Genomic DNA, 21,184 nt, shown 5'->3' on the forward strand with positions numbered 1-21,184 from the left:
GCAGACATGCGCACCGCCGTCATCGTCGACGTCGTGCGCACCCCGTCCGGGCGCGGCAAGCCGGGCGGGGCGCTCAGCGGCATCCACCCCGTCGACCTCGCGGCCGAGGTGCTGCGCGCGACGCTGGAGCGCAACGGGCTCGCCTCGACGCAGGTCGACGACGTGCTGCTCGGCTGCGTCAGTCAGGTCGGCGAGCAGACGATGAACGTCGCCCGGCAGGCGGTGCTCGCCGCCGGCTTCGACGAGCGGGTGCCGGCGACGACGATCGACCGGCAGTGCGGATCGAGCCAGCAGGCCGCGCACTTCGCCGCCCAGGGCGTCATCTCCGGCCAGTACGACGTGGTCATCGCGGGAGGGGTCGAGTCGATGAGCCGGGTGCCGCTGGGGGTCGCGGCCTCCGTCGCGGGCTCGCCCTTCTCGCCGGGGCTGCACGCGCGCTACCCCGACGGGCTCGTGAACCAGGGCGTCTCCGCGGAGCTCATCGCCGCGCGCTGGGGGTTCTCGCGCGAAGAGCTCGACGCGTTCGCGGCGGAGTCCCACGAGCGGGCGGCCGAGGCGCAGGCGCAGGGCCGGTTCGCCTCGCAGATGCTCGCGGTCGCCGGGGTCACGGTCGATGAGACGGTGCGACCGGGAACGACCGTCGCCGCCCTGGCCGGGCTGGCGCCCGCCTTCCGGACGGATGCCGCGGCGCAGCGCTTCCCCGAGATCGACTGGCGGATCACCCCCGGCAACTCCTCGCCGTTGACCGACGGCGCCTCCGCGGCGCTGATCATGAGCGAGGAGAAGGCGCTCGAGCTCGGGCTCACACCCCGGGCCCGCTTCCACGCCTTCGCGGTCGTCGGCGACGATCCCCTCCTGATGCTGACGGGGCCGATCCCCGCGACGCGGCGCATCCTCGAGCGGAGCGGGCTGACGATCGACGACCTCGACGCCTACGAGGTGAACGAGGCGTTCGCGTCGGTGCCCCTCGCCTGGGCGGCAGAGCTCGGGGCGGATGCCGCGAAGCTCAACCCGTGGGGAGGGGCGATCGCGCTCGGTCACGCGCTCGGATCCAGCGGCACGCGCCTGCTCGGAACGCTGCTCGCGCACCTCGAGGCCACGGGCGGTCGCTACGGCCTGCAGACGATGTGCGAGGGCGGCGGCATGGCCAACGCGACGATCATCGAACGGCTGTAGGGGGGCGGCGTCCCATTTACTAGGACGTCCATGTAAAATGATCGCTGTGCCCTACCCGGCACGATTCTGGCTGTCGATCTGTTTCACAAGGACGTGACGCGATGAGCATGACTTTCACCCCCTCGCTCTCCGCCGATGAGCGCGGAGCGATCCTCGACGCGGTGCGCGAGTTCGCGCGCACCCGGCTCGAGCCGCACGCTCTGGAGTGGGACCGCGACAAGCACTTCCCCCGCGACGTGCTCGCCGACGCCGGTGAGCTGGGGCTCGGCGGACTGTACGTGCGCGAGGACGTCGGCGGCACCGGGCTCGCGCGCGAGGACGCCGCGCTGATCTTCGAGCACCTGGCGATGGGCGACCCGACGATCGCGGCCTACATCAGCATCCACAACATGGTCGCGTGGATGATCGACACCCACGGCACCGAGGCGCAGCGCCACGAGTGGCTGCCGCGGCTGACGACCCTGCGCGACCTCGGCGCCTACTGCCTCACCGAGCCCGGTGCCGGCTCGGATGCCGCGGCCATCACCACCAGTGCGATCGCCGACGGCGACGCGTACGTGCTCACCGGCGTGAAGCAGTTCATCTCCGGCGCCGGCGACGCGGCGGTCTACGTCGTGATGGCCCGTACCGGCGAGCCCGGGGCGCGCGGGATCAGCGCCTTCCTGGTTCCGGCGGACGCCGTGGGGCTGAGCTTCGGCCCCAACGAGCGCAAGATGGGGTGGAACGCGCAGCCCACCCGCCAGGTGATCCTCGACGAGGTGCGGGTGCCGGCATCCGCTCTGCTGGGAAGCGAGGGCGGCGGGTTCCGCATCGCGATGAGCGGTCTCAACGGCGGCCGCGTCAACATCGCGGCCTGCTCCGTCGGCGGTGCCCAGTGGGCGTTCGATCGTGCCGTGCGCTACGTACACGAGCGCTTCACGTTCGGCGAGGCGCTGGCCGAACGCCAGAGCGTGGTTTTCGCGCTCGCCGACATGGCGACCCAGCTGCAGGCGGCCCGCGCGCTCGTCCGCGACGCCGCCCGCGCGATCGACACCCACGCCGAGGACGTCGCGGTGCAGTGCGCGATGGCCAAGCGCTTCGCGACCGATGCCGGCTTCGAGGTCGCCAACCGTGCGCTGCAGCTGCACGGCGGCTACGGCTACCTGCAGGAGTACGGCATCGAGAAGGTGGTGCGCGATCTGCGGGTGCATCAGATCCTGGAGGGCACGAACGAGATCATGCGCGTGATCATCGGCCGCGACGTTCTGGGAGCATGAGCACATGAGCGACTACTCCACCCTCCTCGTCTCCACCCGCGGCCGCGTCGGGTGGATCACCCTGAACCGCCCCGAGGCGCTCAACGCGCTCAACTCCACGCTGCTGGGCGAGCTGGCCGACGCGGCCGTCGCGTTCGACGCCGACGAGCAGATCGGCTGCATCGTCGTGACCGGGTCGGAGCGCGCGTTCGCCGCCGGCGCCGACATCAAGGAGATGGAGGACAAATCGCCGGTCGAGATGTCGCTGCGCAGCCCCTTCACCGGTCTCGAGGCCTTCTCGCGCGTGCGCACGCCGGTCATCGCCGCCGTCGCGGGGTACGCACTCGGCGGGGGGTGCGAGCTGGCGATGGCGTGCGACATCATCCTCGCCGCCGACACCGCGCGTTTCGGCCAGCCCGAGATCACGCTCGGCGTCATCCCCGGTCTCGGCGGCACCCAGCGCCTGCCGCGCGCGATCGGCTACTACAAGGCGGCCGAGCTCGTCCTCACGGGCCGCATGATGGATGCCGCGGAGGCCGAGCGCTCCGGCCTCGTCTCGCGCGTCGTCCCCGCCGCCGACCTGCTCGCCGAGGCGGAGGCCATGGCCGATCAGATCGCGGCGAAGTCGCTGCCGGTGCTCTACGCCGCCAAGGAGTCGCTGCGGGCGTCGCTGGAGACGACCGGTGCGGAGGGGCTGCGGTTCGAGAAGCAGGTGTTCACGTCGCTGTTCGGCCTCGATGACCAGAAGGAGGGCATGGCCGCCTTCCGCGAGAAGCGCGCGCCGAGGTTCACGAATCGCTGACCACGTCGCCGGCGCCGGCGCGCAACCGCGCCACGATCGTGATGAGCGCCTCCACGTCGCCGTCGTCGAGGCCCGGCGCCGCGAACACGCGGGCGTTGAGCGCCGCCGTGGCACGCGTCGCCAGCTCGCGTCCCGCCGGGGTCAGTGCGACGAGCGTCGCACGCCGATCGCCCGGGTGGGGCTCGCGCGTGACCAGTCCGGCCGCTTCGAGCCGATCGACGGTGTTCGTCACGCTCGTGGGATGCACCTGCAGGCGGCTCGCCGCCGAGGACAGCGGCATCCGCCCTGCGCGGGTGAAGCTCAGCAGGGTCAGCAGCTCGTACCGCGCGAAGGTGAGGGCGAACGGCTTCAGCGCCTCATCGACACGGGCCAGGAGCAGCTGGTGGGCGCGCATGATGCTCGTGACTGCGGTCATGCCGGCCGCGGCATCCGCCCAGCCGTGCTCCACCCACTGCCGGCGCGCCTCGGCGATGGGGTCGCGGCGCGGCGACGGGTCACGGTTCACGGGTCCTCCTCGGAGCGGGTGTGTGCTCTCACGCTAGCGCGTGAGCCTCAGTGTCAACGGATGCGATACTGAGTCGCACCTTCTAGAATGAGTGCGTCGTGAAGGAGAACCGATGAAGATCGTGGTGCTGGTCAAAGAAGTCCCCGACACCTATGGCGACCGGAGGCTCGATCTCGAGACCGGTCTCGCCGACCGCGGCGCCTCTGACCGCGTACTCGACGAGATCGGAGAGCGGGCGCTCGAGGTGGCGTTGAGCTACGCCGACGCGCACCCGGGCACCGAGGTCACCGTCGTCTCGATGGCCTCCGAGGATGCCGCCGCGACCGTGCGCAAGGGTCTCGCCATGGGGGCGGCGTCCGCGGTGCAGGTCGTCGACCCCGCGCTCTCCGGCGCCGACCTGGGCGTCACCGCCGCCGTGCTGGCCGCCGCCGTCCGACGGGCGGGGTTCGACCTCGTCATCACCGGCAACCTCTCCACCGACGGCACGGGCGGGGTGCTTCCCGCCATGATCGCCGAGCATCTGCAGGTGCCCCAGGCCACCGCCCTCTCGTCGGTCGAGATCGGCGAGAGCGAGGTCGCCGGAACGCGGGCGACCGACTTCGGCACGGCACGCGTGACGGCGCCGCTGCCCGCCGTGATCTCGATCACGGAGGCGCTGCCCGACGCCCGATTCCCGAACTTCAAGGGCATCATGGCGGCGAAGAAGAAGCCGTTCGAGACGGTCTCGCTCGCCGACCTCGACGTCGACGTCGACCCGGCCACCGCGCCGCAGTCGATCATGACCGCCGTCGGACAGAAGCCGCCGCGCGGCGCGGGTGTGAAGATCGTCGATGAGGGGGATGCCGCCGACAAGCTCGCCGCGTTCCTCGTCGAGAACAGACTGGCCTGAGGAACAAGGTGGGAAACGACATGGTGGACTTCGCCGCGGATTCGATCCTCGTCCTGCTGGACGTCACCCCGGCCGGTGAGCTCGCGAGCTCGGCCGCGGGGCTCCTCGGGGCCGCCGCCGGTATCGGTGCGCCCGTCGCGCTGGTCGTCGCCGACGAGTCGCGCCACGCAGCGCTCGTCGAGGCCGCCGGCGCGCTCGGCGCGCCCCTCGTGCTGACCGCCCCGCTCGGCGGTGCGGACAGCGCCCTCACCGTCCCGCTCGTCGACGCGCTCGCCGCGGCATCCGCGCTCGTGCAGCCCGACGCGGTGCTGGTGTCGAACTCGATCGAGGGCCGCGACGTCGCCGGCCGCTTCGCGGCGCGCACCCGCTCGGCGCTCGCGGTGGACGCGGTGGGCGTCGCCCGCGACGAGGAGGGCGTGCTGGCGCAGCACTCCGTCTACGGCGGGTCGTACAACGTCACGAGCGCGCCGACGTTCGGGACCCTCGTGGTGACGGTCCGGCAGGGAGCCGTCGACGCGCGCGCCGCGTCGACGGCGGCGCAGGCCGTGCCGCTGGAGGTCGCCGCCTCGGGCGCGCCCGCCGCGCGGATCACCGGCTTCGAGGCGGAGGTCGCCGCGTCGTCGCGGCCCGAGCTGCGCGGCGCCGCGAAGGTCGTCTCGGGCGGGCGCGGACTCGGCTCGGCCGAGAAGTTCGCGCTGGTCGAGCAGCTCGCCGACACGCTCGGCGCCGCGGTGGGTGCCTCGCGGGCGGCCGTGGATGCCGGCTACGTCCCTTACTCGCACCAGGTCGGCCAGACCGGCGTCTCCGTCTCGCCGCAGCTGTACGTCGCGCTCGGCATCTCCGGCGCGATCCAGCACAAGGCGGGCATGCAGACCGCCAAGACGATCGTCGCGATCAATAAAGACGGCGACGCCCCCATCTTCGACATCGCCGACTTCGGCATCGTGGGGGACGTGTTCACGGTCGTCCCGCAGCTCATCGCGGCCCTCGAAGCCAGGAAGGCCTGATGGCGACGGGAGGATCGTCGGTGCGCCGGGGGCTTCCCCGCGTCGCCGGAGGCGAGCCGTGGCCGCCCCTCGACACCGGGAGCGCTGAGGCGGCGGTGGTGGAGACGGTGACGGAGGCGGCCCCCGCTGCGGCCGTCGCGCCCTCTCCGGCCGCGTCCTCGGCGGTGCGGCGCGGACTCCCGCGCACGCCCGGGGGAGAGCCCTGGCCCGAGGCGGCGGAGATTCCTGCCGTCGTGGAGGTCGCCGAGCCCGTGCGCGAGCAGGGCGTCGGGGTGCGGCGCGGGCTGCCGCGCGTGGCCGGGGGAGAGGCCTGGCCGCCGGCAGACACCACGGTGCCGATGGCGGAAGCACCGGCAGAGGTCGTCGCGCCGACCGCTGCACCCGCGGTCCCGGCGGTGCCCGAAGGCCCCCGCGCGCCGCTGACGGTGCCGCGGAGCGCGTGGGCGGGACGCGCGGTGTCCCACCGCCCCATCCCGAAGACCGAGCCGCGACGGGTCGGACCGTTCACCCGCACGCAGTGGGCCGGAGCCGTCGTCGTCGGGGGCCTCGCACTGCTGTTCGCGGCGGGCATGGCCGTGCTCGCGGTGAGGTTCCTGCTGAGCCTGGACGGCATGCGGGACTTCCTCGCGACCTACCCGGGGGAGTACCACCTTCCCGACGGTGCGCCCGTCGGCATCCCCGCCTGGCTGGGCTGGCAGCACTTCTTCAACGTGTTCCTGATGGTGCTGATCATCCGCTCGGGCCTCACCATCCGTCGCGAGAAGCGTCCCACCGTGTTCTGGGCGCCCAAGAACAACCCCAAGGGCAAGACCAGCCTGACGATCTGGTTCCATCAGGCGCTCGACATCCTGTGGCTGGTCAACGGCGCCGTCTTCATCGTCCTGCTGTTCGTCACGGGGCAGTGGATGCGGATCGTGCCGACGAGCTGGGAGGTGTTCCCCAACGCGCTCAGCGCCGCGCTGCAGTACGTGTCGCTGGATTGGCCCACCGAGAACGGCTGGGTCAACTACAACTCGCTGCAGCAGCTCGCGTACTTCTCGACCGTCTTCATCGCGGCCCCGCTCGCGGCGATCACGGGCTACCGCATGAGCGGGATGTGGCCGAAGAAGAACCTCACGCTCAGCGCCGCCTACCCCATCGAGTGGGCGCGGAAGGTGCACTTCCCGGTCATGCTGTTCTTCGTGGTGTTCATCGTGATCCACGTCGTGCTGGTGCTGGCGACGGGGGCGCTGCGCAACCTCAACCACATGTACGCCGCGCAGGGCTCCGTGGATCCGACGGCCTACGCCGACAACTGGACCGGCTTCTGGCTGTTCGTCGTCTCGCTCGTCGTGATCGCCGGAGCCTGGGTGGCGGCGCGGCCGCTCGTGCTGGCGCCCATCGCGCGTCTGTTCGGGACGGTCAGCGGACGCTGACCGTCACCCGGCGGACGCGTCAGCGGACGAAGCGGACCTCGGTGAGCGTCTCGCCGAGGAAGGGCTCGGTGTGGCTCGCGCCGTCGAGGGCGAAGCCGTTGCGCACGTAGAAGCGGTGCGCGCGAGGGTTGTCCTCGGCGACCCAGAGGTACAGCTCCTCGCCGGGCTCGACGGCGGCATCGAACAGCTGCTGGCCGATGCCGGTGCCGTGGAACTGGTCGAGCAGGTAGATGAAGTACAGCTCGCGGGTGCGCGGGGCGTCGCGGTCGCGCGCGGGGCCCGATCCCACGAAGCCGACGATGTCGCCGTCGACGAGGGCGGCGAACATCTTGAACTCGGGGCCCTGCTGCGCCCAGTGGGTCCACAGCTCGGCGAGGCGCTTCGGCGAGACGTTCTCGAGTGCGGCCTTGCTGATCAGATGGTCGTAGGTCTCGTGCCAGCAGCTGGCGTGGACGCGTCCGAGGGCCTCGGCATCGACGTCGCGAACGGGACGGACGACGGTGTCGGTCTGCGCTGAAAAGTCGGTGGTGGCTGCCATGGCCAGACTCTACGGCGGCCCTCGGAATTCGCGAAATCGGCGCAGCCCGGCCCACGGCGCGGCCCGGGACGCGTCGAGCGGACTGTGGGATGCCCACAACGGATTTCCGCTGACCCCTGTCGAACCCGCTAGCATCGCGCTTCGTGAACGTGTGGTGGCGGACCCTGCTGACGATCTGGCGTGCGAAGGTGCTGCTGCACCGCCGGGGGCCGATGCCGCCGCGCAGCGTGGGACGACTGCGGCTGCGCACCCTGCCGACCGACATCGATCTGCTCGGTCACATGAACAACGGCCGCTACGCCTCCCTCTTCGACCTCGGGCGCTTCGATCTGCTCATCCGCACCGGCATCTGGGACGCCATGAACGCCCAGGGGTGGTACGCGGTGGTCGCGAGCGAGACGGTGACCTTCCGCAAGTCGCTGCAGCTGTGGCAGCGGTTCACGGTGGAGTCGCGGCTCTACGGTCACGACGACAAGGCGGTCTATCAGATGCACCGGGCCGTCGTCGACGGCGAGGTCTACGCCGAGATGATCGTGCGCGCGCGGTTCCTGCGCCGCAGCGGCGGCGTGGTCAACACCGACGAGCTGTTCGAGGCGCTGCAGCGCCCGGACGATCTCCCGCCGCTGCCGCAGTGGGTCGCCGACTGGGCGCGCGACAGCGCACTGCCCTCGACCAAGGCCCCCGCCCCCAGCGAGTGGGACTGATCCTCGCGCCGGCCTCAGCGTGAGCGTGCGGCGAACGCGTCGCTGAGCGCGTCGCGCACGGCCCGGATGCCGGGCCGGTTGCGGCTGGCGCGGCGCGCCGCCGTGAAGATCTCGCGGACGGGGTCGCCCGGCAGGGGAGTCAACCGCACCCGGGGCACGCCGCCGCCCCACAGCAGGTCGGGCAGCAGCCCGACGGCGTGACCGGCCGCGATGAGCTCGACGTGCCCGCCGAGATCGGCGAGCTCGAAGCGCACGTCGGGCTCGAAACCCGCAGCGCGGCACTGCTGCAGGGCCCACTCCCGCGCCGCGGTGCCGCGGGGCTCCATCACCCACGGGCGGTCGCCCAGCGCGGCGAGCGGGCGCGGCTCGCCCGAGGTCGCGAGCCGGATCGGGTCGGAGCCGAGTACGTCGCGGTCGAGCTCGGAACGGTGCGGCCGGGTCAGCCCGGGGTACTGCTCGGCGATCGCCAGGTCGAACCCCCGGGCGCCGAGCTCGAAGAGGCCCTCCTCGGGCGGCAGCTCGGCGAGCTCGACACGCAGCCCGGGAGCCCGCGCCGCGAGCAGGGTCAGGGCGGAGGGGACGATCGTGCGCGCCGCCGTCTGCAGCACCGCGACCCGCACGGGGGCGACGCCGGCCTGCAGCTCCTCGAGCTCGCCGCGGATCTCCTCGTCCGCGGCGAGGGCGCGCGCCGCGAAGGCGGCGAGCGTCTCGCCGTGCGCGGTGAGACGGACGCGGCGACCGTCGGGGGTGAGAAGAGCCACGCCCGCGTCGCGTTCCAGCTGCGCGAGCTGCTGCGAGATGGTGGACGGGCTGTACGAGAGGGCCTGTGCGACGGCGGCGATGGTCCCCCGCTGCGCCAGCTCGTGGAGCAGGCGCAGGCGCCGCAGCTCGAACATGTCCGCTCCTCGCACCCGCCGGGAAAAACATCGGTCTCATCGAACGATATCCGTCGAGGATCATCGCTTTTGCCGAATCATATGCGTGCCGCACGCTGGACGCATGGACACAGTGCACTCTGGAAGCGTGATGGACGACGACACTGCGCCCCCTTCGGCATCCGAGCTCGCCGAGCGCGCCGTCGCGCTCGCGCGCCGCTGGGTGGACGAGTCCGCCGCGGCGGACGTCGACCCGGCCGCCGCGCGTCTCGCCGGGGTGCTGAAGGACCCGCACGGCCTGCCGTTCACGATCGGCTTCGTCGACGGCGTGATGCGGCCCGAGTCGCTGGGCGCCGCGGCCGCGAACCTGCAGCGCGTCGCCCCGCTCGTGCCCGGCTTCCTGCCCTGGTACCTCCGCGCCGCCGTCCGCACCGGCGGCGCGCTCGCACCGCTGCTGCCCGCGCCGACCGTGCCCCTGGCCCGCCGTGCCCTGCGCGAGATGGTCGGCCACCTCATCGTCGACGCCCGGCCCGACAAGCTGGGCCCCGCCCTCGCCGCGATCCGCGCCTCGGGCGCCCGTCTCAACCTCAACCTGCTGGGCGAGGCCGTGCTGGGCGAGGACGAGGCGCGCACGCGGCTCGACGGCATCCACGACCTCATCCGGCGCGACGACGTGGACTACGTCTCGGTGAAGGTGTCGGCCATCGCCAGCCACATCTCGATGTGGGCGTTCGACGAGGTCGTCGAGAAGGTGGTCGAGCGGCTGCTGCCGCTCTATCTGACGGCCGCAGCCGCACCGGGTCCGGACGCGACGCAGACCTTCATCAACCTCGACATGGAGGAGTACCGCGACCTCGACCTGACGATCGCGGTGTTCACCCGTCTGCTCGCCGACCCGCGGCTGCAGCGGCTCGAGGCGGGCATCGTGCTGCAGGCCTATCTTCCCGACGCGCTGCCCGCGCTGCGGCGGCTGACCGCGTGGGCGCAGGAGCGCGTGGATGCCGGCGGCGCGCGCATCAAGGTGCGCCTCGTCAAGGGCGCCAACCTCGCGATGGAGCGGGTGGATGCCGCGATGCACGGCTGGCCGCTCGCGACGCACGCCAGCAAGCTCGACGCCGACGCCGGGTACATCCGCTGCCTCGACGAGGCGCTGCGAGCGGAGAACACGCGCGCCGTCCGGCTGGGCGTCGCGGGACACAACCTCTTCGACATCGCCTTCGCGTGGCTGCTCGCCGGTGAGCGCGGGGTACGCGCCGACGTCGAGTTCGAGATGCTGCTCGGCATGGCGCAGGGGCAGGTCGCGGCGGTCTCGGCCGAGGTGGGCCACGTGCTCCTCTACGTGCCCGTCGTCCGCCCCGACGAGTTCGACGTCGCCATCAGCTACCTGGTCCGCCGCCTGGAGGAGAACGCGTCGAGCGACAACTTCCTCTCCGCGGCCTTCGACCTCGCCGACGATCCCGCGATGTTCGCGCGCGAGCGCGACCGTTTCCTCGCGTCGCTCGATCGTGCCGTGGACGCGGCCCTGCCAGCCGGCCCGCTCCGCACGCAGGACCGCGGGGCGCAGGCCGCGGCATCCGAGGCGCCCCTCGCCGTCACCCGGCCGGCGCCGGCCGATGCCGACGCCGACGCCGACCTCACGCAGGTCGTCCTCGGCATCGCGAGCGGCCGGGACGACGGCGGTGCCTTCGTCGACACCGCGGTGTTCGACCTCCGCGAGAGCGCCGCCGCGGAGGGGGCTCCCGGCTTCGCGAACGCCCCCGACACCGACCCCGCGCTGCCCGCGAACCGCGCGTGGGCGGCGGACATCCTGTCGCGGGTGGAGGGCTCGACCGCGGGGGAGGCCGCGATCGCCGCGGCCCGCATCGACGATCCGGCCGCGCTCGACGAGGTCGTCGCCCGGGCCCGTCGCGCCGGCGCGCGGTGGGCCGCGGTGCCGGCCGACGATCGCGCCGCGGTGCTGCAGGCCGCCGCACGCGGCCTCGAGGCGCGTCGCGGCCGGCTCATCGAGGTCGCCGCCGCCGAGACCGGGAAGGTGTTCGCGGAGGCGGATGTCGAGGTCAGCGAAGCCGTCGACTTCGCGAACTACTACGCCGCGACGGCGCGCGAGCTCGACCGCGTCGCGGGGGCCGTCTTCGTCCCGGCGGCGCTGACGGTGGTCGCGCCGCCCTGGAACTTCCCCGTCGCGATCCCCTCGGGCGGGGTGATCGCGGCGCTCGCGGCGGGGTCGGGCGTCGTCTTCAAGCCCGCTCCGCAGGCCCGGCGGTGCGCCGCGGTCGTCGCCGAGGCGCTGTGGGAGGCCCTGGAGGGCGCCGGCATCGACCGCGACGTCCTCGCGCTCGTCGACCTCGACGAGGGGGAGCTCGGTGAGCGTCTGATCGCCCATCCCGACGTCGACCGCGTCATCCTCACGGGATCGTGGGAGACGGCGCGGCTGTTCCGGTCGTGGCGGCCCGACCTGCCGCTGCTGGCGGAGACGAGCGGGAAGAACGCGATGATCGTCATGCCGTCGGCGGACCTCGACCTCGCCGCCGCCGACCTCGTGAAGAGCGCGTTCGGTCACGCCGGACAGAAGTGCTCCGCGGCATCCCTCGCGATCCTGGTCGGTCCGGTCGCCCGGTCCGAGCGCTTCGCCCGCCAGCTGGTCGACGCCGTGCGCTCGCTGCGGGTGGGACCCCCGTCCGACCCGCTCAGCGAGGTGGGGCCGGTGATCGAGGTGCCGCACGGCAAGCTCGAGTGGGCGCTGACCACCCTGGAGGAGGGGGAGAGCTGGCTCGTCGCACCGGAGCCGGTGGACGCGGCCGACCCCGTCCACGCGGGACGGCTGTGGCGGCCCGGCATCCGCGTGGGCGTGCACCCGGGGTCGCGGACGCATCTCGAGGAGTTCTTCGGCCCGGTCCTCGGGATCATGCACGCGGCATCCCTCGCGGAGGCGATCGAGCTGCAGAACGCCGTCGCCTACGGGCTGACCGCGGGCCTCTACACGCAGGATCCCGCCGATCTCGAGCTGTGGCTCGACGAGGTCGAGGCGGGGAACCTCTACGTCAACCGCGGCATCACGGGGGCGATCGTGCAGCGCCAGCCCTTCGGCGGGTGGAAGCGCTCGTCGGTGGGAGCGGGCACGAAGGCGGGCGGGCCGAACTACCTGATCGGGCTCGGCTCCTGGCGTCCCTCGGCCGGCGGGCCCCCGTCGTCGACGCTGCACCTGCGGGGTCTGGACGCGCGCATCACCGCGCTCATCGAGGCCGCCCAGCCGTCACTGGACTACGAGGCGTTCGAGTGGCTCCGCCGCGGCGCCCTCTCCGACGCCGTCGCTTGGGATCGTGAGTTCGGGCGCGTCAAGGACGTCTCGCACCTGGTGATCGAGCGCAACCTCTTCCGCTATCGCCCCGTGCCGGTCGCGATCCGCGCGACCAAGGATGCCGCGTGGCACGCGCTCCTCCGGGTCGTCGTCGCGGGGGTGCGCGCCGGCGGCGAGATCACGATCAGCGCTCCGGTCGGGCTTCCCGCGGGGGTGCGCCGCGCGCTCGGAGACGTCGACGTCGCGGTCTACGTCGAGACCGACGACGAGTGGATCGCCCGCCTCGCGGCGACGCGCGAGGAGGACGGATGGCCGCGCGTGCGGTTCGTCGGGCCGGTGGGCTCGGTCGCGGCCGCGCACGGCGTCCTCGTCGCAGCGACCGACGGCGACCCCGACCTCGCCGTGTACGACGGCGAGGTGACGACCGCGGGGCGGGTCGAGCTGCTCCCGTTCCTGCACGAACAGGCGATCTCGATCACGGCGCACCGTTTCGGCAACCCCGACCGGTGGAGCGAGGACGTGATCTAGGCGCCGGGCGGGACGTCCCACCCGAAAGAGAAACAACTTATCTTTCTGGCGATGGAAGGTTGTGCGAGCGACGATATCTATGGCGCAACTGGGGAGCGCCGGACGGCGACCTCGTCCTTCGAGGATGCATCGGTCGTGCCGTCATCCGACACGCCGGGGGGAGTGTCGCTCTGGGGCCGGGGGGATCACTCGACCCCAGAGCTCCCGGAGTGCGCGCCGGGGCGCCGGGCATCGTCGATCGGCGTCATGAACCCGGAGATGAGGGCCCGGACGCCGAGCGCGAACAGCGTCCACGTGCCTTCGGGGATGTCCTCCGCCGCACCGACCTCGAACGTCGGATGCGGGATGCCTTCGACGGCCCGCAGCGCGAAGCCCTCCGACATCGCCGCCATCACCGCCGTGAAGTCCTCGACCGTCAGAGGAGAGCGCATCCGCAGCCCGTACGCCTCCATGAGGTAGACGTAGAACTCCGCGAACGCGGCGATCGAGCCGTCGTGACGCTCGCGGCTCGCCTCCTTCAGCTCGGGCCAGGTCTCCGCCGTGGCCCGCAGCGCCAGCGTCACGAGGAACTGCTGCGCGTCGAGCGCATGGTCGGGGCGGTCGGCGTCGATGGAGATGCTCTGCACGTGCGCCGCGGCGGCGGCACGGATGACATCGTCGCCGTCGGCGCCCTCCGCCACGAGCTTCTCTACCGCCTCACGCGCGTACGCGGTCGGGCTCGTGCGCAGCCGCAGCCGCACCATGGACACGGCGAGGTCGCGCTGGTAGTCGTTCTGATCGGCCCAGAGACGGTAGGCGGCGCCGGTGGTCAGCCCCGCGCGGCGCAGCACCTCCTGCAGACGGATGTGCTGCACGCCGGCGGAGACGCCGCGCTCGAGCAGCATCTGCATCCCGACGCGCAGCAGCAGCGCGCGCGTCTCGTCCCCCGTTCGCCGGGCCATGAGAAGAAATCTACTCACCTGCATGCGCTCCGCAACGGGGGCGCCGAACGGCCGTCTGGCACAATGGACACCTGGCGTGGAACGAGGAGCGAGAATGCCCGACCGGATCGCGCAGCACCGCCGGTACCTGATGTGCCGGCCCGAGCACTTCACGGTGAGCTACCGCATCAACCCGTGGATGGAGCCCGCCCTGCCCACCGACACGGCGAAGGCCGTCGCGCAGTGGCAGACGCTCTACGACGCCTATCGGGCGCGGGGGCACGAGGTCGAGCTGATCGACCCGCTGCCGGGGCTTCCCGACATGGTCTACACCGCCAACGGCGGGTTCGTCATCGACGGACGGGCCCTCGGGGTGCGCTTCCGCGTGGCCGAGCGCCGCGGCGAGGAGCGCCCCTTCATGGACTGGTTCGCGGCGCACGGCCTCGAGGTCGTGGAGCCCGTCGAGGTGCAGGAAGGGGAGGGCGACTTCCTGCTCGTCGGGCAGACGATCCTCGCCGGCACCGGGTTCCGTTCCACCGGCGACAGCCACCGCGAGGTCGCGGAGGTCTTCGGGCGCGAGGTCGTGTCGCTGCGCCTCGTCGACCCGCGGTTCTACCACCTCGACACCGCGATCTGCGTGCTCGACCCCGTCGAGGGCCCCGGCGGGGTGGATGCCGCGAACATCGCCTACCTGCCCTCCGCGTTCGACGAGCCGTCGGTGCGCGTGCTGGAGGACCGCTACCCGGACGCCATCCGCGTCGACGACGCCGACGGGGCGGTGTTCGGTCTCAACGCGGCATCCGACGGGCGTCACGTCTTCGTCTCGCCGCGCGCGACCGGTTTCGCCGCCCACCTGGCCGAGCGGGGGTACGTGCCGGTCCCCATCGATCTGTCGGAGCTCCTGCTCGGCGGCGGAGGCATCAAATGCTGCACGCTCGAACTGCGAGGAAAGCGATGAGCACCACCACCGAGCCCGACGACGTCACCGCGACCCTGATCGCCGCCGAGGAGGCGCACGTCGCCCACAACTACCATCCGCTGCCCGTCGTCATCGCCCGGGGCGAAGGCGCCTGGGTGACCGACGTAGAGGGAAAACGCTACCTGGATCTGCTCTCGGCGTACTCCGCGGTCAACTTCGGGCACCGCCACCCCGCCCTCGTCGCCGCCGCGAGCGCACAGCTGGGGCGGGTGACGCTCACCAGCCGCGCGTTCCACAACGACCGGCTCGGACCGTTCGCGGAGGCGCTCGCCGCGCTCTGCGGCAAAGACCTCGTGCTCCCGATGAACACCGGCGCCGAGGCGGTCGAGACGGGGATCAAGGTCGCCCGCGCGTGGGCGTACCGCGTGAAGGGCGTCGCCGCCGGGGCCGCGACCGTCATCGTGGCGGACGGCAACTTCCACGGCCGCACGACGACGATCGTCGGCTTCAGCGACGACGAGCAGGCGCGCGCCGACTTCGGGCCGTTCACCCCCGGGTTCGTCCGGGTGCCGTACGGGGATGCCGCGGCCATTGCCGCCGCGATCGACGAGACGACGGCGGCCGTGCTCGTGGAGCCGATCCAGGGCGAGGCGGGAGTGGTCATCCCTCCCGACGGGTACCTGCGGGCGATCCGCGAGCTCTGCGACCGCGAGAACGTGTTGTTCATCGCCGACGAGATCCAGTCGGGCCTCGCCCGCGTCGGCACGACGTTCGCGTGCGACCGCGAAGACGTGGTGCCCGACGTGTACCTGCTCGGCAAGGCGCTCGGCGGCGGCATCGTCCCGGTGTCGGCCGTCGTCGCCGACCGCGACGTCCTCGGGGTTATCCGTCCCGGCGAGCACGGCTCGACCTTCGGCGGCAACCCCCTGGCCGCCGCCGTCGGCCTGCAGGTGGTCGAGATGCTCGCGTCCGGCGAGTTCCAGACCCGGGCGCTCGCCCTCGGCGCGCACCTCGAGGAGGCGTTGCAGCCGTTGATCGGCAGCGGCGTCACGGCCACGCGCGTCGCGGGACTCTGGGCCGGCGTCGACATCGACCCGGCGCACGGGACCGGACGCGAGGTGGCGGAGAAGCTGCGCGGTCGCGGCGTGCTCGTGAAGGACACGCACGGCCAGACCATCCGCATCGCGCCCCCGCTCGTCGTGCGCGGCACCGAGCTCGACTGGGCGGTCGAGCAGCTGCGGCTGGTGCTCGCCGGCTGAGGCTCGCCGTCAGGCGACGGTGATCTCGACGCGGGGCCAGCCGGTCGCGCCGTCGGGCGCCGGCGGGGCGGCCGTCTGCGTCTGCGGTTCGCCGTCGAGGCCGATCGCGCGCGCCGTGATGGTGTGCTGTCCGGGGCTCGCCTGCCACGGCAGCGACCACTGTACCCAGGTGTCCGCGGAGATCGCGGTCGCGAGGGTCGCCTCCTGCCAGTCGCCGTCGTCGATGCGCACCTGCACGCCGCGCACCCCGACGTGCTGCTGCCAGGCCACGCCCGCGATGACGCTCTCTCCCGCCGCGACGGTGCCGCCGCGGCGCGGCACGTCGATGCGGCTCGCGAGCTTGATCGGTCCCCGCTCCGACCAGCCGCGCGGCGTCCAGTACCCCTGGGCGTCGGAGAACCGCGTGACCTCCAGGTCGGTGACCCACTTCGTCGCGGAGACGTAGCCGTACAGGCCCGGCACGACCATCCGCACGGGGAAGCCGTGCGCGATCGGCAGCGGCTCGCCGTTCATCCCGACCGCGAGGATCGCGTTGCGCTCGTCGGTCAGCGCCTCCAGCGGGGTGCCCGCGGTGAACCCGTCCGCCGATGTCGAGAGCACCATGTCGGCATCCGCCTGCACACCGGCGCGGGCGAGGAGGTGACGGATCGGGTAGCCGAGCCACAGCGCGGTGCCGATCAGGTCGCCGCCGACCTCGTTCGACACGCACGTGAGCGTCGTGACGCTCTCCTCGAGGGGGAGTGCGAGCAGCTCGTCCCAGCTCAGCTCGATCTCCTCGTCGACCTTGCCGTGGATGCGCAGCCGCCACGTCGCCGGATCGATCTGCGGCAGCGCGAGCGCCGTGTCGATGCGGTAGAAGCCGGCGTTCGGGGTGATGACGGGTGCCAATCCCGGGATGCCGAGGTCGGCCCCCGCCGGCACGGTCGCCGCGGCGGCGGCCCGCGGCAGGGTGATCGCGGCGCGGACGGCGGTGGCGGCGCGCGCACCGGTCTGCAGCGCCCATCCGCCGACCGCGGCCAGCGCGCCGGTCGCTGCCGCGCCGGCCGTCCACAGGAGGAAGGTGCGGCGCGAGGCGCCCGAGCCCACGGCATCCGTGTCCGATGCGGTCGCGGGCGGGGCCGCGGCGATCGCGCGCGTCACGAGAGCGCTCAGAGCGAGGAGGGTCGCCCCGGCGCCGACCGCCGGCGGCACGACGGCGAGGGCCGCGGCATCCGCCCGGGTGACGGCCGCTCCGGCGCCGAGGAGACCGAGCACGACCACGAGCGTCTGCGCGGCTCCGCGGGAGCGCACGGCGAGCAGGCCCGCGGCGGCGCCGAGCAGCAGGAGCACGATCGCGACCGCGGTGACCAGGGCCGCCTTGTCGCCGGTGCCGAACAGGGCGATCGCGAGGTCTTTGCCCCACGGCGGCGCGAGGTCGATGAGCGCTCCGCCGACGGCGGCGATCGGGCTGGCGCCGACGATCGCGCCGGTGAGCTCGGCGAGGCCCGCTCCGAAGGCCGCCGCGGCGGCGCCGGCGAGCGCGGCTCGACCTCGTGATCGCGTGCGCATGCGCTGATCCTAAGTCGCGGGGGCGCGATGAGGGTGCGGATGCCGCGGCATCCATCGTCACACTCAGGAAACACGGCCCGGACTAGGCTCATGGCATGGGTGACCTGTTCGACGGATACGGCTCGACGCTGGCTCCACGCAAGACCGTCTCGGGCGTGCCCGCCTTCGACGAGATGTTCACCGCGCCGGCGTCCTCCGGCGCCCCGACGACCTCACGCGCGGCGTACCGCGAGCTGCATCAGGCGCTCGCGAGACTCACGCAGGAAGAACTGCGCGGACGCACCGAGTCGCTCGCCAGCTCGTACCTGGCGCAGGGCGTCACCTTCGACTTCGCGGGCGAGGAACGCCCCTTCCCGCTGGATGCCGTGCCGCGCGTGATCGAGTACGACGAGTGGTCGCACATCGAGAAGGGCGTCCAGCAGCGGGTGCGCGCCCTCGAGGCGTTCCTCGACGACGCGTACGGCCACCAGCACTGCGTGCGCGACGGGGTGCTGCCGGCGGCGCTGATCGCGTCGAGCCAGTACTACTACCGCCAGGCCGCCGGCATCCACTCCGCGAACGGCGTGCGCATCCAGGTCGCCGGCATCGACCTCATCCGCGACGAGCACGGCGAGATGCGCGTGCTCGAGGACAACGTGCGGGTGCCCTCGGGCGTCAGCTACGTCATCTCCAACCGGCGGGTCATGGCCCAGACGCTGCCCGAGCTGTTCGTCTCCATGCGGGTGCGCCCGGTCGGCGACTACCCGAACAAGCTGCTGCAGGCCCTGCGCGCGTCGGCCCCGCCCGGCATCGAGGACCCCAATGTCGTCGTGCTCACCCCCGGCGTCTACAACTCCGCCTACTTCGAGCACACGCTGCTCGCGCGCCTCATGGGCGTCGAGCTCGTCGAGGGTCGCGACCTGCAGTGCGTCGGCGGCAAGGTGTTCATGCGCACGACGCGGGGACCGCGCCGCGTCGACGTGATCTACCGCCGCGTCGACGACGACTTCCTCGACCCGCTGCAGTTCCGCGCCGACTCGATGCTGGGAGCTCCCGGCCTCATGCTGGCCGCGCGCCTGGGCAACGTCACGATCGCCAACGCGGTCGGCAACGGCGTCGCCGACGACAAGCTGCTGTACACGTACGTGCCCGACCTCATCCGCTACTACCTGGCCGAGGAGCCGATCCTCAAGAACGTCGACACGTGGCGGCTGGAGGAGCCCGAGGCGCTGGAGGAGGTGCTCGACCGGCTCGACGAGCTCGTCGTGAAGCCCGTCGACGGCTCCGGCGGCAAGGGACTGGTCGTCGGGCCCGACGCGTCGCCGGCCGAGCTGGAGAAGCTCCGCAAGAAGCTGATCCGCGATCCGCGTGGCTGGATCGCGCAGCCCGTCGTGATGCTCTCCACCATCCCCACGCTCGTCGAGGACGGCATGCGGCCCCGTCACGCCGACCTCCGCCCGTTCGCCGTCAACAACGGCGACGAGGTCTGGGTGCTCCCGGGTGGGCTCACCCGGGTCGCGCTGCCGGAGGGCCAGCTCGTGGTCAACTCGTCGCAGGGCGGCGGCTCGAAGGACACGTGGGTGGTCGGCGGGGAGGCGCCCCGCCGCGGCGACTACGCCGTGCAGACCTCCGGGGGTCTCGCCGGGCTGGTGGCGGACCAGGCGTCGGTGACCGAGGCGATCCCGATCATCTACGACGCGCAGGGGCAGCAGTCCCATTCGCCGCAGGATCGCCCCCGCACCACGCGCGAGCAGCAGGAGCAGCAGCAACAGCAGGTCTCCCGTCCGGTCGGGGGTGAGCACGGATGCTGAGTCGCATCGCGGAGAGCCTGTTCTGGATCGGACGGTACATCGAGCGCAGCGACGGGACCGCCCGCATCCTCGACGTGCACCTGCAGCTGCTGCTGGAGGATCCCTGGATCGACGAGGACACGGCCTGCCGTTCGCTCATGGGCGTCATGGGCTCCGTGCCGCCGCCGGCGGGAACCGAGGTCACCCGCTCCGACGTGCTCACGAGCCTCGCCGTCGACCGCGCCAACCCGTCGAGCATCGCCTACGCCGTGCAGGCGGCGCGCGAGAACGCGCGCCGCGCCCGCGAGATCGTGTCGACGGAGCTGTGGGAGACGCTCAACACCACCAACTCGCGGATGCCGCGGCGCCTGCACAACGAGAAGGTGCACGAGTTCTTCCAGTGGGTGCGCGAGCGCTCCGCGCTCGCCGTCGGGATCACCGACTCGTCCACGAGCCGCGACGAGGCCTGGCAGTTCCTCACGCTCGGCCGCTCGATCGAGCGCACCGACATGACGGCGCGGCTGCTCGCCACGCGTGCGCTGACCGAGGCCTCGGGGCCGTCCTGGACGACGATCCTGCGCTCGTGCGGCGCGTACGAGGCGTACCTCCGCACGTATCGCGGGATGCCGAGCGCGTCGAACGCGGCGGAGTTCCTGCTCCTGGACCGCCTGTTCCCGCGCTCGATCATCTACTCGATCGCGCAGGCCGAGGCGTGCATGCGCGCGATCGACCCCGTCGCCGACCGCGTTGGCCACTCGAACACGGTGCTGCGCGCGCTCGGCCGCATCCGCAACGACCTGGAGTACCGTCCCATCGGCGAGATCCTCAGCGAGCTGCCCGACCACATGGAGCGGGTCCAGAAGGTCACCCGAGAGGCGTCGGAGGCCATCCGCGGGCGGTTCTTCCCGACACACGCCGAGCCGAGCTGGATCGGAGAGACCTCATGATGCGCCTGCGGATCGAGCACACCACAGGCTTCGCGTACCAGGGGGAGGTGGGCGCCTCCTACAACGAGGCGCGGATGCTGCCGATCTCCACCGACAGCCAGTTCGTGCTGAGCTCCCAGCTCGACATCGACCCGTCGACGAGCGTCAACTACTACCTCGACTACTTCGGGACGCGCGTCGCCGCGTTCGACGTGCTCGCGGGCCACCGCGACCTCGAGATCACGGCGCGCTCGCTCGTGGAGGTCCGCCCGCGTCCGCTGGAGTTCCCCGAACTGAGTTGGGAGCGCCTGGCCGCCGAGAGCGCCCGCTCCATCGGCACGGTCGAGATGCTCGGCCAGTCCGTGCGGACCGCGCCGCACCCCGACGTGGTGGAGCTGGCCCGCTCGATCGCGGGCCGGCACGCCGAGCCGGCCCGCGCGGCGGTGGAGATCGCCACGGCGATCGGCGACGCGATGGAGTACATGCACGGCATCACCGGCGTGCACTCGACGGGGGCCGAGGCCTGGGCCGAGCGCAAGGGCGTCTGCCAGGACATCACCCACATCACGCTGGGCGCCCTGCGCGCGGTCGGCATCCCCGCCCGGTACGTCTCCGGCTACCTGCACCCCGACCCGGACGCCGAGGTCGGAGCGCCCACGACGGGCGAGTCGCACGCGTGGGTCGAATGGTTCTCCGGCGGCTGGCAGGGCTTCGACCCGACCAACAACGTGGAGATCGGCGACCGCCACGTGCTCGTCGCCCGCGGCCGCGACTACAACGACGTCCCGCCGCTGCGGGGCGTCTACGCCGGCCCGTTCAAGAGCAACCTTCACGTCAAGGTCACCGTCACCCGGGAGGCGTAGCGCCCCGC

18 protein-coding genes are annotated in these 21,184 nt (G+C 72.5%); 13 read left to right on the top strand and 5 right to left on the bottom strand.

Annotated features, from left to right (window positions below; all coding sequences use genetic code 11):
* The first annotated feature begins 6 nt into the window (after window positions 1-6).
* The 3 genes from L0965_RS01885 to L0965_RS01895 all read left to right on the top strand — a co-directional run bounded on the left by L0965_RS01885 (window position 7) and on the right by L0965_RS01895 (window position 3,213).
* Window positions 7-1,176: a thiolase family protein gene (locus L0965_RS01885; protein WP_101305457.1), complete on the top strand. Its 1,170-nt coding sequence runs from the start codon at window positions 7-9 to the stop codon at window positions 1,174-1,176.
* A 101-nt stretch (window positions 1,177-1,277) separates the two neighbouring features.
* On the top strand, window positions 1,278-2,432 hold the full coding sequence (locus tag L0965_RS01890; RefSeq protein ID WP_101305458.1) for an acyl-CoA dehydrogenase family protein: 1,155 nt from the start codon (window positions 1,278-1,280) through the stop codon (window positions 2,430-2,432).
* Window positions 2,433-2,436: 4 nt separating this feature from the next.
* The gene (locus L0965_RS01895; RefSeq protein ID WP_060958356.1) at window positions 2,437-3,213 is read left to right on the top strand and encodes an enoyl-CoA hydratase-related protein; all 777 of its coding nucleotides are present in this window, start codon (window positions 2,437-2,439) and stop codon (window positions 3,211-3,213) included.
* Here the strand turns inward: L0965_RS01895 and L0965_RS01900 are convergent.
* On the bottom strand, window positions 3,200-3,718 hold the full coding sequence (locus tag L0965_RS01900; protein WP_101305459.1) for a MarR family winged helix-turn-helix transcriptional regulator: 519 nt from the start codon (window positions 3,716-3,718) through the stop codon (window positions 3,200-3,202). The genes L0965_RS01895 and L0965_RS01900 overlap by 14 nt on opposite strands.
* Window positions 3,719-3,830: 112 nt before the next feature.
* Here L0965_RS01900 and L0965_RS01905 point away from each other — a divergent pair, with 112 nt between their 5' ends.
* From L0965_RS01905 to L0965_RS01915, 3 genes are read left to right on the top strand one after another with little or no spacing between them, the layout of a single operon-like run.
* Window positions 3,831-4,607: an electron transfer flavoprotein subunit beta/FixA family protein gene (locus tag L0965_RS01905; RefSeq protein WP_101305460.1), complete on the top strand. Its 777-nt coding sequence runs from the start codon at window positions 3,831-3,833 to the stop codon at window positions 4,605-4,607.
* A 20-nt stretch (window positions 4,608-4,627) separates the two neighbouring features.
* On the top strand, window positions 4,628-5,614 hold the full coding sequence (locus L0965_RS01910; RefSeq protein WP_061782462.1) for an electron transfer flavoprotein subunit alpha/FixB family protein: 987 nt from the start codon (window positions 4,628-4,630) through the stop codon (window positions 5,612-5,614).
* On the top strand, window positions 5,614-7,029 hold the full coding sequence (locus tag L0965_RS01915) for a cytochrome b/b6 domain-containing protein (protein WP_101305461.1): 1,416 nt from the start codon (window positions 5,614-5,616) through the stop codon (window positions 7,027-7,029). Before L0965_RS01910 ends, L0965_RS01915 begins: the two co-directional genes overlap by 1 nt.
* A gap of 19 nt (window positions 7,030-7,048) precedes the next feature.
* On the opposite strand, the gene L0965_RS01920 is transcribed toward L0965_RS01915, so the two are convergent.
* Entirely contained in the window at window positions 7,049-7,567 is a 519-nt protein-coding gene (locus L0965_RS01920; protein WP_060959336.1) for a GNAT family N-acetyltransferase, read from the bottom strand.
* Between the two features lie 143 nt (window positions 7,568-7,710).
* Between L0965_RS01920 and L0965_RS01925 the strand changes: the two genes are divergently transcribed.
* Complete coding sequence (locus L0965_RS01925; RefSeq protein WP_060959337.1) at window positions 7,711-8,271, top strand: thioesterase family protein; 561 nt, start codon at window positions 7,711-7,713, stop codon at window positions 8,269-8,271.
* Between the two features lie 14 nt (window positions 8,272-8,285).
* Here the strand turns inward: L0965_RS01925 and L0965_RS01930 are convergent, their stop codons facing one another.
* Window positions 8,286-9,167 (bottom strand): LysR family transcriptional regulator, encoded by an 882-nt coding sequence (locus L0965_RS01930; RefSeq protein ID WP_061782463.1) that lies wholly within the window; start codon window positions 9,165-9,167, stop codon window positions 8,286-8,288.
* A gap of 130 nt (window positions 9,168-9,297) precedes the next feature.
* On the opposite strand from L0965_RS01930, the gene L0965_RS01935 reads away from it, so the two are divergent.
* Window positions 9,298-12,972 carry a bifunctional proline dehydrogenase/L-glutamate gamma-semialdehyde dehydrogenase gene (locus tag L0965_RS01935; RefSeq protein WP_234057953.1) on the top strand — a complete coding sequence of 1,225 codons (3,675 nt, stop codon included), beginning with the start codon at window positions 9,298-9,300 and terminating at the stop codon, window positions 12,970-12,972.
* A 185-nt stretch (window positions 12,973-13,157) separates the two neighbouring features.
* Here L0965_RS01935 and L0965_RS01940 read toward each other — a convergent pair whose 3' ends face one another.
* Window positions 13,158-13,913 (bottom strand): hypothetical protein, encoded by a 756-nt coding sequence (locus tag L0965_RS01940; RefSeq protein ID WP_101305463.1) that lies wholly within the window; start codon window positions 13,911-13,913, stop codon window positions 13,158-13,160.
* A 94-nt stretch (window positions 13,914-14,007) separates the two neighbouring features.
* Between L0965_RS01940 and ddaH the strand changes: the two genes are divergently transcribed.
* Together ddaH and rocD are read left to right on the top strand one after the other, a co-directional pair.
* Complete coding sequence (gene ddaH / locus L0965_RS01945; protein WP_101305464.1) at window positions 14,008-14,850, top strand: dimethylargininase; 843 nt, start codon at window positions 14,008-14,010, stop codon at window positions 14,848-14,850.
* A complete protein-coding gene (gene rocD / locus L0965_RS01950) occupies window positions 14,847-16,070 on the top strand; it encodes an ornithine--oxo-acid transaminase (RefSeq protein ID WP_101305465.1) in 1,224 nt (407 codons plus the stop codon). Before ddaH ends, rocD begins: the two co-directional genes overlap by 4 nt.
* A gap of 9 nt (window positions 16,071-16,079) precedes the next feature.
* Here the strand turns inward: rocD and L0965_RS01955 are convergent, their stop codons facing one another.
* Window positions 16,080-17,618, bottom strand: coding sequence for a molybdopterin-dependent oxidoreductase (locus tag L0965_RS01955; protein WP_101305466.1), 1,539 nt, complete (start codon window positions 17,616-17,618; stop codon window positions 16,080-16,082).
* Between the two features lie 95 nt (window positions 17,619-17,713).
* Here L0965_RS01955 and L0965_RS01960 point away from each other — a divergent pair, with 95 nt between their 5' ends.
* Genes L0965_RS01960 through L0965_RS01970 form a run of 3 tightly spaced genes read left to right on the top strand, consistent with a single transcriptional unit; the run spans window position 17,714 to window position 21,176 of the window.
* Window positions 17,714-19,408: a circularly permuted type 2 ATP-grasp protein gene (locus tag L0965_RS01960; RefSeq protein ID WP_101305467.1), complete on the top strand. Its 1,695-nt coding sequence runs from the start codon at window positions 17,714-17,716 to the stop codon at window positions 19,406-19,408.
* The gene (locus tag L0965_RS01965) at window positions 19,402-20,334 is read left to right on the top strand and encodes an alpha-E domain-containing protein (RefSeq protein ID WP_060959958.1); all 933 of its coding nucleotides are present in this window, start codon (window positions 19,402-19,404) and stop codon (window positions 20,332-20,334) included. Before L0965_RS01960 ends, L0965_RS01965 begins: the two co-directional genes overlap by 7 nt.
* Entirely contained in the window at window positions 20,331-21,176 is an 846-nt protein-coding gene (locus L0965_RS01970; RefSeq protein ID WP_101305468.1) for a transglutaminase family protein, read from the top strand. The genes L0965_RS01965 and L0965_RS01970 overlap by 4 nt, the downstream gene beginning before the upstream one ends.
* Window positions 21,177-21,184 lie beyond the last annotated feature (8 nt).

The organism is Microbacterium sp. NFH-22A-Y (assembly GCF_021401375.1).
GTDB lineage: Bacteria > Actinomycetota > Actinomycetes > Actinomycetales > Microbacteriaceae > Microbacterium > Microbacterium hominis.

Coding starts and splice junctions, on each gene's coding strand:
- L0965_RS01885 (WP_101305457.1), top strand. CDS start 7: ATGCGCACCGCCGTCATCGTCGACGTCGTGCGCACCCCGTCCGGGCGC.
- L0965_RS01890 (WP_101305458.1), top strand. CDS start 1,278: ATGAGCATGACTTTCACCCCCTCGCTCTCCGCCGATGAGCGCGGAGCG.
- L0965_RS01895 (WP_060958356.1), top strand. CDS start 2,437: ATGAGCGACTACTCCACCCTCCTCGTCTCCACCCGCGGCCGCGTCGGG.
- L0965_RS01905 (WP_101305460.1), top strand. CDS start 3,831: ATGAAGATCGTGGTGCTGGTCAAAGAAGTCCCCGACACCTATGGCGAC.
- L0965_RS01910 (WP_061782462.1), top strand. CDS start 4,628: ATGGTGGACTTCGCCGCGGATTCGATCCTCGTCCTGCTGGACGTCACC.
- L0965_RS01915 (WP_101305461.1), top strand. CDS start 5,614: ATGGCGACGGGAGGATCGTCGGTGCGCCGGGGGCTTCCCCGCGTCGCC.
- L0965_RS01920 (WP_060959336.1), bottom strand. CDS start 7,567: ATGGCAGCCACCACCGACTTTTCAGCGCAGACCGACACCGTCGTCCGT.
- L0965_RS01930 (WP_061782463.1), bottom strand. CDS start 9,167: ATGTTCGAGCTGCGGCGCCTGCGCCTGCTCCACGAGCTGGCGCAGCGG.
- L0965_RS01935 (WP_234057953.1), top strand. CDS start 9,298: ATGGACGACGACACTGCGCCCCCTTCGGCATCCGAGCTCGCCGAGCGC.
- L0965_RS01940 (WP_101305463.1), bottom strand. CDS start 13,913: ATGGCCCGGCGAACGGGGGACGAGACGCGCGCGCTGCTGCTGCGCGTC.
- ddaH (WP_101305464.1), top strand. CDS start 14,008: ATGCCCGACCGGATCGCGCAGCACCGCCGGTACCTGATGTGCCGGCCC.
- rocD (WP_101305465.1), top strand. CDS start 14,847: ATGAGCACCACCACCGAGCCCGACGACGTCACCGCGACCCTGATCGCC.
- L0965_RS01955 (WP_101305466.1), bottom strand. CDS start 17,618: ATGCGCACGCGATCACGAGGTCGAGCCGCGCTCGCCGGCGCCGCCGCG.
- L0965_RS01960 (WP_101305467.1), top strand. CDS start 17,714: ATGGGTGACCTGTTCGACGGATACGGCTCGACGCTGGCTCCACGCAAG.
- L0965_RS01965 (WP_060959958.1), top strand. CDS start 19,402: ATGCTGAGTCGCATCGCGGAGAGCCTGTTCTGGATCGGACGGTACATC.
- L0965_RS01970 (WP_101305468.1), top strand. CDS start 20,331: ATGATGCGCCTGCGGATCGAGCACACCACAGGCTTCGCGTACCAGGGG.